This is a genomic window from Pseudomonas sp. PONIH3 (assembly GCF_002934345.1).
Lineage (GTDB): Bacteria > Pseudomonadota > Gammaproteobacteria > Pseudomonadales > Pseudomonadaceae > Aquipseudomonas > Aquipseudomonas soli.
In genome coordinates, this window is record NZ_CP026386.1 from 3,922,130 (window position 1) to 3,936,872 (window position 14,743).

Below are 14,743 nucleotides of genomic sequence, written 5' to 3' on the forward strand. Positions count from 1 at the left end.
TCGGATAAGGGGTTGCTGGCTTTTTGACGTCAGATTTGCAACGCCTGTGCAAGCCATCGATGGTTAAGCCCGCTCCTGCAGGTCTGCCGAGTTGCAGGAGCGGGAGCAGGGGTTCAGGCCGGCTGGGCGGATTTTGATTTGAGGATGGTCAGCAAAAGCCGGACGCTTTCAGCGGCATCGATACCGAGGCTGGTCAGGTAACCACCATCGGGTTGGTCGGTGAGCCCTTTGTCATGCAGGCGCTTGGCGGCGGCGACCAGGGCGGGGGAGGCGTCGCTGCTGACCTTGATGCCTTCCTGGTGGTTGTCCAGGTTGAACTGGGAAAGGACTTCCAGTTCGGCGATCAGTTCTGGGGTAAAAGGCATGGGCAACTCCTGACTTCGAGACAAGGATGGAAGTCAGGAGTGTAGTCAGGCTTATTCGATGCCGCCTTGATCCGCCTCAGGTGGCAGCTCCGGCAGGGCGCGCAGGGCGGTTTCGTACCACTCGGTATCGAACGGGCGATCTTCGTCGAGCATGGCGTCGATCTCGATGGCCAGCACGTGGGCCATGAGGTTGAGGATGTCTTCACGCTCGTAGCCGACCAGGGTCAGCTTGTTGAAGGTGGCCTTGGCGGCTGGCGGCTCGCCGCTTTCGATCTGGTTCTCGATCGCCTGGGTCAGGGTGGCCTCGGCGAAGTCTTCTTCATCATTGTTGTCGATGTCTTGGGGTTCGCTCATGGCGGTGCTCCTGTGGTGAGGCACACAGTGTGCCACGCTTGCGCTGGCAATGCCCGGCCATCAGCGCCGGGCATGGCACTGGCCAAGGGTGGGCAAGGGAGCTATAACAGCCGGGCCAACCCCATACGGCCTTGGAGGCTGTCTCAATGCTCAAGCTTCATGGATTCGCGGTCAGCAACTACTACAACATGGTCAAGCTGGCCTTGCTGGAGAAAGGCGTGCCCTTCGAAGAGGTGCCGTTCTTCGGCGGCCAGTTGCCTCAAGCCCTGGCCATCAGCCCCCGTGGCAAGGTGCCAGTGCTGCAGACCGAGCACGGTTTCATCAGCGAGACCGGGGTCATCCTCGACTACATCGAGCAGACCCAGCCGGGCAAGGCGCTGCTGCCGGCCGATGCCTTCGGGCAGGCCAAGGTGCGCGAGCTGCTGCGGGAAATCGAGCTGTATATCGAGTTGCCGGCGCGTACCTGCTATGCCGAGGCGTTTTTCGGCGCGGCGGTGGAGCCGCTGATCAAGGAGCGGGCGCGGGCCGACCTGCTGGCGGGTTTTGCCACTCTCAAGCGCAATGGCAAGTTTGCGCCTTATGCGGCCGGTGAGCAGCTGACCATCGCCGACCTGATGTTCTGTTTCTCGGTCGACCTGGCCTGTGCGGTGGGCAAGAAGGTGCTGAGCATCGACTTCCTGGCGGATTTCCCGGAAGCGAAGGCGCTGTTGCAGTTGTTGGGTGAGAACCCGCACATGGCGCGGATCGTGGCGGACAAGGATGCGGCGATGCCGGCGTTCCTCGAAATGGTCAAAAGCGGCAAGCGCTAAGGCCGGAAACGATCACGGGGCAAGGCCGCTCCCACGTCTCCTTGCACAGGCGGCGTGGGAGCGGCCTTGCCCCGCGATTGATCTGGCAGAAGCGCTTAGCGCGAAGCCAGCAAGGCCTTGCCGCGCACCACGGCCGCGCGCACCTGCGCCGGCGCGGTGCCGCCGATATGGTTGCGGGCGTTGACCGAACCTTCCAGGGTCAGCACGGCAAACACGTCCTGCTCGATCTGGTCGCTGAACTGGCGCAGCTCTTCCAGGCTCATCTCGGCCAGGTCCTTGCCAGTGTCGACGCCATGTTTCACCGCGTGGCCGACGATTTCGTGGCAGTCACGGAACGGCAGGCCGCGGCGCACCAGGTAGTCGGCGAGGTCCGTGGCGGTGGAGAAGCCGCGCAGGGCCGCCTCGCGCATGATCGCGTGCTTGGGCTTGATCGCCGGGATCATGTCGGCGAAGGCGCGCAGCGAGTCGCGCAGGGTGTCGGCGGCGTCGAACAGCGGCTCTTTATCCTCCTGGTTGTCCTTGTTGTAGGCCAGCGGCTGGCCTTTCATCAGGGTCAGCAGGCCGGTAAGGGCGCCGAACACGCGGCCGCTCTTGCCACGCACCAGCTCCGGTACGTCGGGGTTCTTCTTCTGCGGCATGATCGAGCTGCCGGTGCAGAAGCGATCAGGCAAGTCGATGAACTGGAATTGCGCGCTGGTCCACAGCACCAGCTCTTCGGAGAAGCGCGACAGGTGCATCATGGCGATGCTGGCGGCGGCACAGAATTCGATGGCGAAGTCGCGGTCCGAGACGCCGTCCAGCGAGTTACCGGCCACGGCCTCGAAGCCCAGCAGCTTGCAGGTCAGCTCGCGGTCGATCGGGTAGGTGGTGCCGGCCAGCGCGGCGCTGCCCAGGGGCATGCGGTTGGCGCGCTTGCGGCAGTCGACCAGGCGCTCGTAGTCGCGGCTGAGCATTTCGAACCAGGCCAGCAGGTGGTGGCCGAAGGTCACCGGCTGTGCGGTCTGCAGGTGGGTGAAGCCGGGCATGATGGTCTCGGCTTCACGCTCGGCCTGTTCCAGCAGGCCCTTTTGCAGGCGGGTGATCTCGGCCAGGATCAGGTCGATCTCGTCACGCAGCCACAGGCGGATGTCGGTGGCCACCTGGTCGTTGCGGCTGCGACCGGTGTGGAGCTTCTTGCCGGTGATGCCGATGCGATCGGTCAGGCGCGCCTCGATGTTCATGTGCACGTCTTCCAGGTCGACGCGCCAATCGAAGGTGCCGGCCTCGATCTCACCCTGGATGGTCTTCAGGCCATCGATGATGGTGTCGCGCTCGGCGTCGCTGAGTACGCCGACCTGCGCCAGCATGGTGGCGTGGGCGATCGAACCCATGATGTCGTGACGGTAAAGGCGCTTGTCGAAATCGACCGAGGCGGTGAAGCGGGCGACGAAGGCGTCGACGGGCTCACTGAAGCGGCCGCCCCAGGACTGATTGGTCTTGTCGGTGCTCATGGATTCACTCGTTGAAGGCGTGAACGGAAAAGTGGCGCCGATCATAGCAGGGTTGCGTCCGCCGCCGCAGGGCGCTGGTCGTGAGAATCACCCGGTAACCTGGGGGTGCGGCATATTCAACGATTGAACGGCAGCGTTCCACGGAGCGTCTACAGTTGGACAAAGGGCTGGCGGCAAATCTGCCAGGCCAGTGAATCTTTGGCCTTCGCACCGGTCTGTAGCGTGACCGCGTTTCGGTCGCCCACATTTGTCTACGCTATACCCGTGCGAGACTCACTCAGGAATCCAGCGCAATTATGAATGTCCTGATCGTTGATGATGAACCCCAGGCGCGCGAGCGCTTGAGCCGGCTGCTTGGCGAGCTGGAGGGTTACACCGTGATGGAGCCCAGCGCCACCAACGGCGAGGAGGCCCTGACCCTGATCGAAAGCCTCAAGCCAGACGTGGTGGTGCTGGACATCGGCATGCCTGGCCTTGATGGCCTGCAGGTCGCGGCCCGCCTGTGCGAGCGCGAATCGCCGCCTGCGGTGGTGTTTTGCACCGGCGACGACGAATACGGCAGCGAAGCGTTCAAGGACAGCACCTTGAGCCATGTCGAGAAGCCCATCCAACTCCCGGCGTTGCGTGACGCGCTGCACCGGGCCGAAAAGCCCAACCGCGCGCAACTGGCCGCGCTGACTCGCCCAGCGGGTGACGCCGGCGGCGGGCCGCGCAGCCACATCAGTGCCCGTACCCGCAAGGGCATCGAGCTGATCCCGATTCCGCAGGTCATTTATTTCATCGCAGATCACAAATACGTGACCTTGCGCCACGAGGCAGGCGAAGTGCTGCTCGACGAGCCGCTCAAGGCCTTGGAAGACGAGTTCGGCGAGCGTTTCGTGCGTATTCACCGCAACGCGCTGGTTGCCCGTGAGCGCATCGAACGGCTGCAGCGCACGCCGCTGGGGCATTTCCAGCTCTATCTGAAGGGGCTCGAGGGCGATGCCCTGACCGTCAGCCGGCGGCATGTGGCCGGGGTGCGCAAGATGATGCAGTCCTTGCACTGAAACCCTTTGATTGCGTGGGAGCGGCGATGCGGCGACCCGACTTGCCCCGCGATGAGGTGTAATGCCCGCCATCGCGATCGCGGATCAAGCCCGCTCCCGCGTGGCGCTTTGCTGATCTGAATCTGCGGGCACGCCCGGAGGAGCTGTTATCATCGGCGGCATTTCTCTGGTTCGGGGCGTTTCATGTCCACTCGCGAAATCCGCATTGCCACCCGTAAAAGTGCCTTGGCCCTGTGGCAGGCCGAATATGTCAAAGCCTGCCTGGAACAGGCGCACCCAGGCCTCGTCGTGACCCTGGTGCCCATGGTCAGCCGTGGCGACAAGCTGCTCGACGCGCCGCTGGCGAAGATCGGCGGCAAGGGCCTGTTCGTCAAGGAGCTGGAAACCGCGCTGCTCGACAACGAAGCCGACATCGCCGTGCATTCGATGAAAGACGTGCCCATGGACTTCCCTGAAGGCCTGGGCCTGTACTGCATCTGTGAACGTGAAGACCCGCGCGATGCCTTTGTTTCCAACACCTTCGCAAATCTCGAAGCCCTGCCGGCCGGCAGTGTCGTCGGCACTTCGAGCCTGCGTCGCCAGGCGCAATTGCTGGCGCGTCGGCCCGACCTTCAGATCCGCTTCCTGCGCGGCAACGTCAATACCCGCCTGGCCAAGCTCGATGCCGGCGAATACGACGCCATCATCCTTGCCGCTGCCGGCCTGATCCGCCTCGGCTTCGAGGACCGCATTTCCGCCTCCATCAGTGTCGATGACAGCCTGCCGGCTGGTGGCCAGGGTGCGGTGGGGATCGAATGCCGTAGCGCCGATACCGAGATTCATGCCCTGCTGGCGCCGCTGCACCATGCCGACACCGCTGACCGGGTGGTGGCCGAGCGTGCCCTGAACAAGCGCCTCAATGGTGGCTGCCAGGTGCCGATCGCCTGCTATGCGGTGCTTGAAGGCGAACAGCTGTGGCTGCGTGGCCTGGTTGGCCAGCCCTCCGGTGGCACCTTGCTGGTGGCCGAAGCCCGCGCTGCGCGCGTGGATGCCGAGGCCCTGGGCGTACAGGTCGCCGAAGACCTGCTGGGGCAGGGCGCCGAGGCGATCCTCAAGGAAGTCTACGGCGAGGCCGGCCACCCGTGAGCCCCTGGCGCCTGCTGCTGACCCGCCCTGAAGAGGACTGTGCGGCACTGGCGCAGACGCTGGCCGACGCGGGTATTGCCAGTGCCAGCCTGCCGTTGCTGGTTATCGAGGCACTCGCGCCGGAGCCGTTGCAGATGCAGCACCTGCGGACGATCGCCGAGGTTCAGGCCATCATCGTGGTCAGCAAGCCGGCGGCCCGCCTGCTGCTGGACCAGCTCGCCCAGGCGGGAGTGACGCCGCCTTGCGCAGGTTGGTTCACAGTAGGTGAGGCGACGGCGCGAATTCTTCAGGAGCATGGGCTGCAAGTGGTCTTTCCAGAGGCCGGTGACGACAGCGAGGCCTTGCTCGGGCTGCCCGCCTTGCGCGAGGCTATTGCCGCGTCAGCGAGGCCTCGCGTACTGATCGTGCGCGGCCTCGGAGGTCGTGAACTGTTGGCAGAGCGTCTTGCCGAGCAAGGTGCTAGTGTCGATTATCTGGAATTGTATCGCCGCTGCCTGCCCGACTACCCTACCGGAACCCTCGCTCGAAGCATCGATGGGGAACGCCTCAATGGCCTGGTGGTCAGCAGTGGGCAGGGTCTTGAACACTTGCATCGACTGGCGGGTGCGGACTGGCCGCGGTTTTCTCGATTGCCGTTGTTCGTGCCCAGCCCACGGGTAGCCGAACAAGCCCGTGCACTCGGGGCGCTGGATATTGTGGATTGTCGTGGCGCGAGCGCCACGGCCTTGCTGGCAGCCGTGCAGCGTACCGCTGCGCCTGCCCCTTAAGGCGCTAAGCTAGAAAGCGATGCGCCACCATGCAAAGGATGGATACGTGAGCGAAACTGTCTTGTCCAACACCGAACAACCCTCGGCGCTCGAAGCGCCGGAACCTACCACCGCCAAGCCCGCCCGACGCTCCGGCAACGGCTTGGCGCTGCTGGCGCTGCTGCTGGGCGCCGCTGGCGTCGCGGTCGGCGGCTGGGGCGTCTGGCAGGTTCGCCAACTGCAAGGCAGCGAGCAGGGGCAGGGCGAACACCTGCAAGCCCTGAATCAGCGTGCCGATGCACTGCAGCAGCGGGAGCAGCAGCTCAGCGCCCAACTGGCCAGCCTGCCAGCAGCCAGTGAACTGGAGGACCGTCGTCGCCTTGTGGCGCAACTGCAGGGCGACCAGCAACGCCTGAGCCAGCGCCTGGAGACGGTACTGGGCGAAAGCCGCAAGGAGTGGCGTCTGGCCGAGGCTGAGCACTTGCTGCGGCTGGCGACCTTGCGCCTCTCTGCATTGCAGGACATTACCAGCGCCAAGGCGTTGGTCGAGGGCGCCGATGAGATTCTTCGTGAGCAGAGCGACCCAGGCGCTTTCGCTGCCCGCGAGCAGTTGGCACGCAGCCTGGCGACGCTGTCCAGTACCCAGCAGCCGGACCGTACCGGTCTGTTCCTCAAGCTTGCCGCGCAGCGCGAGCTGGTCCAGCAGCTCAGCGCCCAGTCGCCGGAGTTCGACAGCCAGGCCGATGCCATGGGCGCTCTGACGGCCGATGGCGACGGCGCCAGCCGCTGGTCGCAATGGTGGGCGGAGATCTCCAAGTATTTCCAGATCGAGTTCAATGCCGACGATAACGTCCGGCCATTGCTGTCCGGCCAGTCGCTCAACCAGCTGCGGCTGGCCTTGAGCCTGACCATCGAGCAGGCCCAATGGGCAGCTCTCAATGGCGAAGCCAAGGTCTACACCCAGGCTTTGGACGATGCGCGCAGCGTGTTGCTGGCCAACTTCAACCCGGACAACCCGCAGAGCAAGGCGATGCTCGACAGTCTCAATCAACTGGCCGAACAGCCGGTGTCGGTGGTCACCCCTGACCTGAGCGAAAGCCTGGCAGCGGTGCAGGCCTACATCCAGCGCCGCCACCTGCCAGTCGACGAGGGGGCCAAGCCATGAAGCGCGTCTACCTGCTGGCAGTGCTGGCGATCGTCATCGCCGCGGCGCTGGGTATCGCGATTGCCAAGCACAGCGGCTACGTGCTGATTGCCTACGGTAGCTTCCGCTACCAGTCGGGGCTGTGGGCGGCGATTGGCGCGCTGGTCGGGATTGTTCTCTCGCTGCTGCTGGTGCGTTACCTCGTCGGGCTTGTGCTGACGTCCTCCGGGGTGGTCAACCCTTGGTCACGGCGCAACCGTAACCGTCGCAAACGCATCGCTGTCGAGCAGGGGCAACTGGACCTGGCCGAGGGACGCTGGGCGAGTGCTCAGCGCCATCTGCAGCGTGCCGCAGAATCCGATCGCCAGCCATTGCTCTACTACCTCGGCGCCGCTCGCGCGGCCAATGAGTTGGGCAAGGTGGAGGAGCGTGATCAATTGCTCGAACGGGCCCTGGAACGCCAGCCCCAGGCTGAGCTAGCCGTTGCACTGACACATGCCCAGTTGCAAATGGACCGTGGCGAGAATGAAGGCGCGCTGGAGGCCCTGCAGGCTATGCAGGAGCGCCACCCGCACAATGCGCAGGTGCTGCGCCTGCTGCATCGCCTGCACCTGGAGCGTGGGGACTGGTCGGCGCTGATTCGGCTGTTGCCGGATTTGCGCAAGCACAAGGTGCTGCCGGCCAACGAGCTCGCCGGTCTGGAGCAGCGTGCGTGGGGCCAGAACCTGGGCTTGGCGAGCACTCGGGGCGAGGATCCGCAGACTGCTCGCCAAGCGCTCGAGCGTGCCTGGCAGCAGTTGACCAACGCCCAACGTCAGGAGCCGCAACTGGTTTCGGCCTATGCCGAGCAGTTGCGCCAGGTTGGTGCACAGGGTGAGGCCGAGCAGGTATTGCGCAGCGCGCTCAAGCGCGGCTATGAAAGCCATCTGGCACGTTTGTATGGGCTGGTGCGCGGTGATGATCCCGCCCGCCAGCTGCAAACGGCCGAAGGTTGGCTGAAGGAGCATCCTCAGGACCCGAGTCTGTTGCTTACCTTGGGCCGGCTGAGCCTGCAGAATCGTCTGTGGGGCAAGGCCCGGGATTACCTGGAGAGCAGTCTGCGCATGGAGCGTAATCCAGAGGCTTGCGCTGAGCTGGCGCGGCTGTTGGCCGGGCTGGGCGAGACCGAGCGCAGCAACCAGTTGTTCCAGGAGGGCTTGGGGCTGCTGGATGAACGTTTGCTGGCATTGCCGTTGCCGGAAGGGGTTCGGGCCTGAAGGCAGGCCTGGATTCGTTCCGTGCAGAATACCTTGGCCTTGTGGGTTGTGCCTGGCAGCGGCGCTCGCTGACAGGCTCGCTCCCGGCGTGAGATGTGCAACTGGAAGGCGCTGATTTTTCCTTCGTTCGCGTCAGAACATTCCCACTTTCTGTGAAAATGATTCCCTATCCATTCAGCGACTTGTCTGTGCTGTAGCGACTTGATACAAAGCGCTCCTTTCCTCTACCGTTTCAAACCACATCTCCTCTTTTCGGATCACCTTCGCCCATGTCGCTGGCCTGCCTGCGCAGCTTTTTCTTTCCCGCCTTCCTGGCCGCCGTCTCTGTGCTGGTGGCGTCGTTTCGCCTCGAGAACTTGGTCGGCCTCGACCCTTGCGCGCTGTGCTTCAGCCAGCGGCTGATGCTGGGGCTCTATGCACTGGTCTGCCTGGCTGCAGTCGTCCACGCCAGGCATCAGCGCGTGCATGCGTGGCTGGCCTTGGGGTTCTCGGTTGCTGGCGCTTTGCTGGCCAGCCGACATGTCTGGTTACAGGCCGAACCGTTGCCGGTCAGTGGTTGCCATCTGCCGCTGGCGCATCTGATGGAACGCCCTTGGGCCGAGATATTGCGAACGTTCCTGATGGGTACCCCGGAATGTGTGTCAGTCAACTGGAGCTTTCTCGACCTGACCTTACCTGAATGGAGCCTGCTGGCGTTTCTGTTACTTGCCGCGCAACCGCTGTCGTGGCTAGTGGTGTATCGATTGCGCCGCGGCACGTTGGCTTGATCCAGCGCAACGAGCCGGGGATTGCGCGACCAGCGGTGGCTGGCGGAGGGATTAAACGCTTGTATGAACTTTGTCTGCTGCGTACCTTGATGGGCAGGTCGCGCGGGAATAATCTCCCAGCACGCATACCGAAAATACAACTGCTCGATGCCGTTTGCTGATGTCACCTTTGTGCCACGGTGTTGTGTCGCGAGGTGCAGCGGCATCTACCCAGAAGGGAAGAGATCGCCATGCTCGATAGTTGCCAGAACGCCCAGGAACGCTGGGGCGGTGTTCACAAGCTGATCGATCGGTGGCTGGAGGAGCGCCAGGAGTTGGTGCAAGCCTTCCGCGCCCTGCGCGATGCCAAGCCGGCGTTTGCCGACAAAGACAAGAACCGCGATTTCTGCGCGGTGCTGGTTGACTATGTCTCGGCCTGGCACTTCGAAGTCAGCGAGCAATTGGTCAGTGAAGCCAAGGCATTTGGTGATACCGGTGCCTTGGAGCTGGCAAAGCAGATCAACCCACGCATTGATGACAGCACCCAGATCGCCCTGGCTTTCAATGATCATTGCGAGAAAGGTGAGTGCAGGGATACCGAGCGCTTTGCCGAGAAACTGGCCAAACTCGGCGGCCTGTTGCACGAGCGTTTCGAGCTGGAGGATTGCCTGATCGAGGTGTTGCACAACGCCCACAAGCAAGAAGACGCGGTGCAGGCCTGATTCAGTCAGCCACGTCCAGCAGTTCGATCTCGAATACCAGTGGGGTATAGGGTGCGATCAGGTCACCCGCACCGTCGGCGCCGTAGGCTTGCGCCGACGGGATCACCAGGCGCCATTTTGCTCCCGCTTTCATCCGTGGCAGCGCCACCTGCCAGCCCTCGATCACCGAGTCCAGCTTGAACCACTGCGGTTGAAGGTTCTGGTCGAACACCGTGCCATCCGGAAGCTTGCCCACATACCGTACTTGAACGCGGCCATTGGCCTTGGGCTGCGCACCGCTGCCGCTGGCCAGTTCGCTGTAGAGAATACCCTCGGGCAACTCACGTACTCCGGTCTTGGCCCGCTCACCCGCGATAAAGCGTTTTTCGGCCTCCACCAGCTTGTCCACCTGGGCTTGCTCGGCGGCGGCGTTGGCTTGGGTTTCGTGCTGTTCAAGGATGGCCTGCATGCGTGACTTGGCAATCCGTGGCGGCTCGCCCTGGTAGGCCTGGCGCAGCCCTTCGACCAGGGCGTCGAGCTGCAGGCCGGGTACTTCCTGACGCAGCCGTTCACCGAGGCTGGCGCCCAGGCTGTAGGCCAGGTCGCTGTCGTTGGCGGGGGCGGCCTCGGCATTGGCCAGGGAGAGCGGCGATACCAGGCACAGGCCGAGAATCAGATAACGAGGCATGGAGGTCTCCTGCGGCAATGAGCGCGAAGTATGCCAGCGTTGTTGGCCAGGGATGTGTAAATATCGGCACTGCACTAATGGGCAACTACACTTGTTTCCAGCTGCAAGACAACAACTTTGCCCAGGCATGCAACGCGGCGCTACCGAGACGGTCAACATGCCCTAGCGGCGGTAGCAGCAGAAGCATAGTATGAGCCGCACTCTCGTCAGCCAGGAGGTAAACCATGTCGGCCAAAAAGAAGCCAGTAAGTACGCCGTTGCACCTGCTCCAGCAACTTTCGGGCAGCCTGCTCGAACATTTGGAAGATGCCTGCTCCCAAGCGCTGGCGGATGCCGAGAAACTGTTGGCCAAGTTGGAAAAACAACGTGGCAAGGCCCAGGAAAAACTCCACAATGCTCGTCTGAAGTTGCAGGATGCCGCCAAGGCCGGTAAAGCCAAGGCACAAGGCAAGGCTCAAAAAGCTGCTGGCGAACTTGAAGACTTGCTCGATTCTCTCAAGGATCGCCAGACTCAGACCCGCACTTATATCCAGCAACTCAAGCGTGATGCCCAGGAAAGCCTGAAGCTGGCACAGGGCGTCGGCAAGGTGCGCGAGGCGGCCGCCAAGGCTCTGGACTCGCGTACGACGGCACCGAAAGCCGCGGCCAAGCCTGCTGCTACCAAAGCGCCGGCGAAGGCTGCCGCCGCGAGACCTGCCGCCAAGCCTGCGGCCAAACCTGCTACTGCCAAGGCACCTGCGAAGGCTGCCGCCGCGAGACCTGCCGCCAAGCCCGCAGCCAAACCGGTTGCCGCCAAGGCACCTGCGAAGACCACCACTTCGAAACCTGCCGCCAAGCCCGCAGCCAAACCGGTTGCCGCCAAGGCACCTGCGAAGGCCGCCACTTCGAAACCTGCCGTCAAGCCCGCAGCCAAACCGGCCGCCGCCAAGGCACCTGCGAAGACTGCCGCCGCAAAACCTGCCACCAAGCCTGCGGCCAAACCGGCTGCTGCCAAGGCACCTGCGAAGACCGCCGCCACCAAGGCCCCGGCCAAGCCAGCAGCAACCAGGTCTGCGGTGAAACCGGCAGCCAAGCCAGCCGCGAAACCGGCGCCTGTCAAAGCGCCAGCCAAACCGGCCGAAAGCAAGCCAGCCACTCCGGCCGCCAACGCCACCCCGGCGCCTGCGGCCAGCGCGACTACGCCTGCGACCACCGGCACTGCGCCTCAGTCGCCGACTTCGGCGTCCTGAAGCTCACGGGCCGCGGCGCGCAGCTGATTTAGCGCGTCGTGGTTCCTGGCCAGGCCTGGCACCAGCCAGGCCAGCCAATCCGGCGTCGCGCTCGCTTGCGCCGGCCACCCACGCGCCAACGCTTCCAGGCGTTCCAGCAAGGTGCGTTCAGCCTGCAGTTCCAGCGCTTTCACCTGCTCACGCATCACGCTCAGTTGTGGGTCGGCGAGCGCGTGTTCGCGCCATTGCCGGCGCAGGGAGCGTAGCGGCGCCACGACGTCGCGCTGCCAGGGCCGGGCCAGCGCCTGCAGGGTGGCAATCCGTTGTTCGTCAGGGGCTATGCCGCGGGCCTGCAGCCAAGTCCCGCAGAGCAGCAGGCAGACATCGCCGCCCAGTTCCTGGAGGGCCAGACAGGCCGCCTCGACACCCGGCCGGGCATAGAGGGCCAGGGCATGATTCCACAGGTCGGTGTGCATGGTTTCACTCGCGCCAGTGATCGGGGAAGCTGGTAGACTCCGCGACCATCATGATCAGACTATCGAACCTCACTTTACAGCGTGGTCCCCAGCGCCTGCTAGAAGGCGCCGAGATGACCCTGCACACCGGCCACAAGGCCGGCCTGATCGGTGCCAACGGTGCCGGCAAATCCAGCCTGTTCGCCTTGCTGCGCGGCGAGCTGTCGCCCGATGCCGGTGACTGCCAGCTGCCCGGCGACTGGCGCATCGCTCATATGCGCCAAGAGGTCGATACCCTCGACCGTATCGCCGTGGACTATGTCCTCGATGGCGACGTGCGCCTGCGCAAGGTCCAGGCTGAACTGGCCGCCGCCGAACTGGCCCACGATGGCACTGCCCTGGCGCGCCTACACAGTGAACTAGACAGCGCCGACGGCTACACCGCCGACGCCCGCGCGCGCAAGTTGCTGGCCGGCCTCGGCTTCAGCAACGAGCAGATGGACCGCCGCGTCGGCGATTTCTCAGGTGGCTGGCGGATGCGCCTGAACCTGGCCCAGGCCCTGATGTGCCCGTCCGACCTGCTGCTGCTCGACGAGCCCACCAACCACCTGGATCTCGACGCCATCCTCTGGCTGGAGGACTGGCTCAAGGGCTACCCGGGCACGCTGCTGTTGATCTCCCACGACCGCGACTTCCTCGATGCCGTGGTCGACCATGTGCTGCACGTCGAACAGCGCAAGCTCAATCTCTACAAGGGCGGCTACAGCGCCTTCGAGCGCACCCGCGCCGAACGCCTGGCGCAACAGCAGCAGGCCTACGAGAAGCAGCAGGCGCAGCGCGCGCACATGGAAAAGTACATCGCCCGCTTCAAGGCCCAGGCCACCAAGGCCCGTCAGGCGCAGAGCCGGATCAAGGCCCTGGAACGCATGGAGGAGTTGTCGGCGGCCCACGTCGACTCGCCTTTCGACTTCGTCTTCCGTGAGTCGGAGAAGATCTCCAGCCCCCTGCTCGATCTGTCCGAAGGCCGCCTGGGCTATGGCGACAAGGCCATCCTCGAGAAGGTCAAGCTGCAGCTGGCGCCGGGTGCGCGCATCGGCCTGCTCGGCCCCAACGGTGCGGGCAAGTCGACCCTGATCAAGAACCTCGCCGGTGAGCTGCAGCCATTGTCCGGGCGCCTGGTGCGTGGCGAAAACCTCGCCGTCGGCTACTTCGCCCAGCATCAGCTCGACTCGCTGGACGACAAGGCCAGCCCGTTGCTGCACCTGCAACGTATCGCACCGGGCGAGCGTGAGCAGACCCTGCGCGACTTCCTTGGTGGCTTCGACTTCCACGGCAATCGTGTCGACGAGCCGGTGGTCAACTTCTCTGGTGGCGAGAAGGCCCGCCTGGCCCTGGCGCTGATCGCCTGGGAGCGGCCGAACCTGCTGCTGCTCGACGAACCGACCAACCACCTGGACCTCGAGATGCGCCTGGCGCTGACCATGGCGCTGCAGGATTTCGCGGGTGCCGTGGTGGTGGTCTCCCACGACCGTCACTTGCTCAAGAGCACCACCAACGACTTCCTGCTGGTGGCCGACGGCAAGGTCGACACCTTCGATGGCGACCTGGACGACTACAGCCGCTGGCTGGTCGAGTTCCGCCAGCGCAACACGCCGGTGAGCAGCACGCCGGCCAACCCGGACAAGACCGACAAGAAAGCCCAGCGCCAGGCGGCCGCGGCCCTGCGCCAGCAGTTGGCGCCGCACAAGAAGGCGGCCGACAAGCTGGAGGCCGAGCTCAACCAGGTGCACAAGGACCTGGCCGAGGTCGAGACCGCCCTGGGCGACGGTGGCGTGTACGAGGCCGCGCGCAAGGATGAACTGCGCGACCTGCTGGCCCGCCAGACCAAGCTCAAGCAACGCGAAGGCGAGCTTGAAGAGGCCTGGATGGAGGCCCTTGAGACCCTCGAAAGCATGCAGGCCGAACTCGAGGCGCTGTCCTGATGGAGGAGCTGCGCTCGCTGTTGCCGGGGCAGTGGATGGACTCGATGTGGCTGGGGTTGCAGATTCTGCTGATCCTGATCGCCGCGTTCATCCTGCAGCGCATGGTCGCTCGCGGGTTGAGAAGCCTGGGCGAACGCTACCCGTTGCCGCACGAGCTGATGGTGCCGGTGCGCGGCGCCTTGCGCTGGCTGATCATGGGCAGCGCGCTGCTGTTCGTGCTCGAGCGCCTGGGCGTATCGGCCACGGTGCTGTGGACCGCGCTGTCGGGCTTCGTCGCGGTGGCGGCGGTGGCGTTCTTCGCTATCTGGAGCGTGCTGTCCAACCTGCTGTGCGCGGTGCTGATCTTCACCGTCGGGCCGTTTCGCATCGGCGATGTGGTCGAGCTGGTCGACACCCTCGACAAACCGGGAGTGAAGGGCCGGGTGATCGCCATCAACCTGCTGTACACCACGCTGATGGAAACGCCGGAAGCGGGTGGCGCGCTGGTGCAGGTGCCCAACAGCCAGTTCTTCCAGAAAGCCGTGCGCCGTTGGCGTGGTGCCGAGGCCACCACTGCGGTCAAGCCGGAATCGATCGAAACCGACTGAAGCCGCAGAATTTACTGGTTATTTTTTCGCCAGAACCGTAG

General features: G+C 64.2%; 16 protein-coding genes. 11 read left to right on the top strand and 5 right to left on the bottom strand.

The genetic code is table 11. From position 1 onward, the window contains the following. Positions 1–113: 113 nt before the first annotated feature. Together C3F42_RS18140 and C3F42_RS18145 are read right to left on the bottom strand one after the other, a co-directional pair. The gene (locus C3F42_RS18140) at positions 114–365 is read right to left on the bottom strand and encodes a TIGR02647 family protein (protein ID WP_023630906.1); all 252 of its coding nucleotides are present in this window, start codon (positions 363–365) and stop codon (positions 114–116) included. A gap of 51 nt (positions 366–416) precedes the next feature. Next, on the bottom strand, positions 417–719 hold the full coding sequence (locus C3F42_RS18145) for a hypothetical protein (RefSeq protein ID WP_023630907.1): 303 nt from the start codon (positions 717–719) through the stop codon (positions 417–419). A gap of 146 nt (positions 720–865) precedes the next feature. Between C3F42_RS18145 and C3F42_RS18150 the strand changes: the two genes are divergently transcribed. After that, positions 866–1,528, top strand: a complete 663-nt coding sequence (locus tag C3F42_RS18150) for a glutathione S-transferase (protein WP_023630908.1) — start codon at positions 866–868, stop codon at positions 1,526–1,528. Between the two features lie 95 nt (positions 1,529–1,623). Here the strand turns inward: C3F42_RS18150 and argH are convergent, their stop codons facing one another. Further along, positions 1,624–3,018 carry an argininosuccinate lyase gene (argH, locus tag C3F42_RS18155; protein WP_094010916.1) on the bottom strand — a complete coding sequence of 465 codons (1,395 nt, stop codon included), beginning with the start codon at positions 3,016–3,018 and terminating at the stop codon, positions 1,624–1,626. Between the two features lie 296 nt (positions 3,019–3,314). On the opposite strand from argH, the gene C3F42_RS18160 reads away from it, so the two are divergent. The 7 genes from C3F42_RS18160 (at position 3,315) to rsd (ending at position 9,803) form a co-directional block, all read left to right on the top strand. Beyond that, on the top strand, positions 3,315–4,064 hold the full coding sequence (locus C3F42_RS18160; RefSeq protein WP_104444697.1) for a LytTR family DNA-binding domain-containing protein: 750 nt from the start codon (positions 3,315–3,317) through the stop codon (positions 4,062–4,064). A gap of 183 nt (positions 4,065–4,247) precedes the next feature. Continuing rightward, positions 4,248–5,189, top strand: coding sequence for a hydroxymethylbilane synthase (gene hemC, locus C3F42_RS18165; protein ID WP_104444698.1), 942 nt, complete (start codon positions 4,248–4,250; stop codon positions 5,187–5,189). After that, complete coding sequence (locus C3F42_RS18170; RefSeq protein ID WP_094010918.1) at positions 5,186–5,956, top strand: uroporphyrinogen-III synthase; 771 nt, start codon at positions 5,186–5,188, stop codon at positions 5,954–5,956. Before hemC ends, C3F42_RS18170 begins: the two co-directional genes overlap by 4 nt. A gap of 46 nt (positions 5,957–6,002) precedes the next feature. Beyond that, positions 6,003–7,100, top strand: a complete 1,098-nt coding sequence (locus C3F42_RS18175) for a uroporphyrinogen-III C-methyltransferase (protein ID WP_038707044.1) — start codon at positions 6,003–6,005, stop codon at positions 7,098–7,100. Beyond that, positions 7,097–8,335, top strand: a complete 1,239-nt coding sequence (locus C3F42_RS18180; RefSeq protein ID WP_023629194.1) for a heme biosynthesis protein HemY — start codon at positions 7,097–7,099, stop codon at positions 8,333–8,335. The genes C3F42_RS18175 and C3F42_RS18180 overlap by 4 nt, the downstream gene beginning before the upstream one ends. 269 nt (positions 8,336–8,604) lie before the next feature. Next, positions 8,605–9,102 carry a disulfide bond formation protein B gene (locus tag C3F42_RS18185; protein WP_094010919.1) on the top strand — a complete coding sequence of 166 codons (498 nt, stop codon included), beginning with the start codon at positions 8,605–8,607 and terminating at the stop codon, positions 9,100–9,102. A gap of 230 nt (positions 9,103–9,332) precedes the next feature. Beyond that, positions 9,333–9,803 carry a sigma D regulator gene (rsd, locus tag C3F42_RS18190; RefSeq protein WP_094010920.1) on the top strand — a complete coding sequence of 157 codons (471 nt, stop codon included), beginning with the start codon at positions 9,333–9,335 and terminating at the stop codon, positions 9,801–9,803. Between the two features lies 1 nt (position 9,804). Here rsd and C3F42_RS18195 read toward each other — a convergent pair whose 3' ends face one another. Continuing rightward, complete coding sequence (locus C3F42_RS18195) at positions 9,805–10,470, bottom strand: FKBP-type peptidyl-prolyl cis-trans isomerase (RefSeq protein ID WP_094010921.1); 666 nt, start codon at positions 10,468–10,470, stop codon at positions 9,805–9,807. 224 nt (positions 10,471–10,694) lie between these two features. On the opposite strand from C3F42_RS18195, the gene C3F42_RS18200 reads away from it, so the two are divergent. Beyond that, positions 10,695–11,699, top strand: coding sequence for an AlgP family protein (locus C3F42_RS18200; protein ID WP_104444699.1), 1,005 nt, complete (start codon positions 10,695–10,697; stop codon positions 11,697–11,699). Here the strand turns inward: C3F42_RS18200 and C3F42_RS18205 are convergent. Then, on the bottom strand, positions 11,675–12,154 hold the full coding sequence (locus tag C3F42_RS18205) for a TIGR02444 family protein (RefSeq protein ID WP_094010923.1): 480 nt from the start codon (positions 12,152–12,154) through the stop codon (positions 11,675–11,677). The genes C3F42_RS18200 and C3F42_RS18205 overlap by 25 nt on opposite strands. Positions 12,155–12,204: 50 nt before the next feature. On the opposite strand from C3F42_RS18205, the gene C3F42_RS18210 reads away from it, so the two are divergent. Together C3F42_RS18210 and C3F42_RS18215 are read left to right on the top strand one after the other, a co-directional pair. After that, entirely contained in the window at positions 12,205–14,115 is a 1,911-nt protein-coding gene (locus tag C3F42_RS18210) for an ATP-binding cassette domain-containing protein (RefSeq protein WP_104444700.1), read from the top strand. Continuing rightward, a complete protein-coding gene (locus C3F42_RS18215; protein ID WP_023630588.1) occupies positions 14,115–14,702 on the top strand; it encodes a mechanosensitive ion channel family protein in 588 nt (195 codons plus the stop codon). Before C3F42_RS18210 ends, C3F42_RS18215 begins: the two co-directional genes overlap by 1 nt. Positions 14,703–14,743: the final 41 nt, after the last annotated feature.

Bases quoted from the DNA above. Each gene is read 5' to 3' on its own strand.
- C3F42_RS18185 (WP_094010919.1), top strand. From the start codon at position 8,605: ATGTCGCTGGCCTGCCTGCGCAGCTTTTTCTTTCCCGCCTTCCTGGCC.
- hemC (WP_104444698.1), top strand. From the start codon at position 4,248: ATGTCCACTCGCGAAATCCGCATTGCCACCCGTAAAAGTGCCTTGGCC.
- C3F42_RS18145 (WP_023630907.1), bottom strand. From the start codon at position 719: ATGAGCGAACCCCAAGACATCGACAACAATGATGAAGAAGACTTCGCC.
- C3F42_RS18150 (WP_023630908.1), top strand. From the start codon at position 866: ATGCTCAAGCTTCATGGATTCGCGGTCAGCAACTACTACAACATGGTC.
- C3F42_RS18160 (WP_104444697.1), top strand. From the start codon at position 3,315: ATGAATGTCCTGATCGTTGATGATGAACCCCAGGCGCGCGAGCGCTTG.
- C3F42_RS18180 (WP_023629194.1), top strand. From the start codon at position 7,097: ATGAAGCGCGTCTACCTGCTGGCAGTGCTGGCGATCGTCATCGCCGCG.
- C3F42_RS18195 (WP_094010921.1), bottom strand. From the start codon at position 10,470: ATGCCTCGTTATCTGATTCTCGGCCTGTGCCTGGTATCGCCGCTCTCC.
- rsd (WP_094010920.1), top strand. From the start codon at position 9,333: ATGCTCGATAGTTGCCAGAACGCCCAGGAACGCTGGGGCGGTGTTCAC.
- C3F42_RS18200 (WP_104444699.1), top strand. From the start codon at position 10,695: ATGTCGGCCAAAAAGAAGCCAGTAAGTACGCCGTTGCACCTGCTCCAG.
- C3F42_RS18215 (WP_023630588.1), top strand. From the start codon at position 14,115: ATGGAGGAGCTGCGCTCGCTGTTGCCGGGGCAGTGGATGGACTCGATG.
- C3F42_RS18140 (WP_023630906.1), bottom strand. From the start codon at position 365: ATGCCTTTTACCCCAGAACTGATCGCCGAACTGGAAGTCCTTTCCCAG.
- C3F42_RS18205 (WP_094010923.1), bottom strand. From the start codon at position 12,154: ATGCACACCGACCTGTGGAATCATGCCCTGGCCCTCTATGCCCGGCCG.
- C3F42_RS18210 (WP_104444700.1), top strand. From the start codon at position 12,205: ATGATCAGACTATCGAACCTCACTTTACAGCGTGGTCCCCAGCGCCTG.
- argH (WP_094010916.1), bottom strand. From the start codon at position 3,018: ATGAGCACCGACAAGACCAATCAGTCCTGGGGCGGCCGCTTCAGTGAG.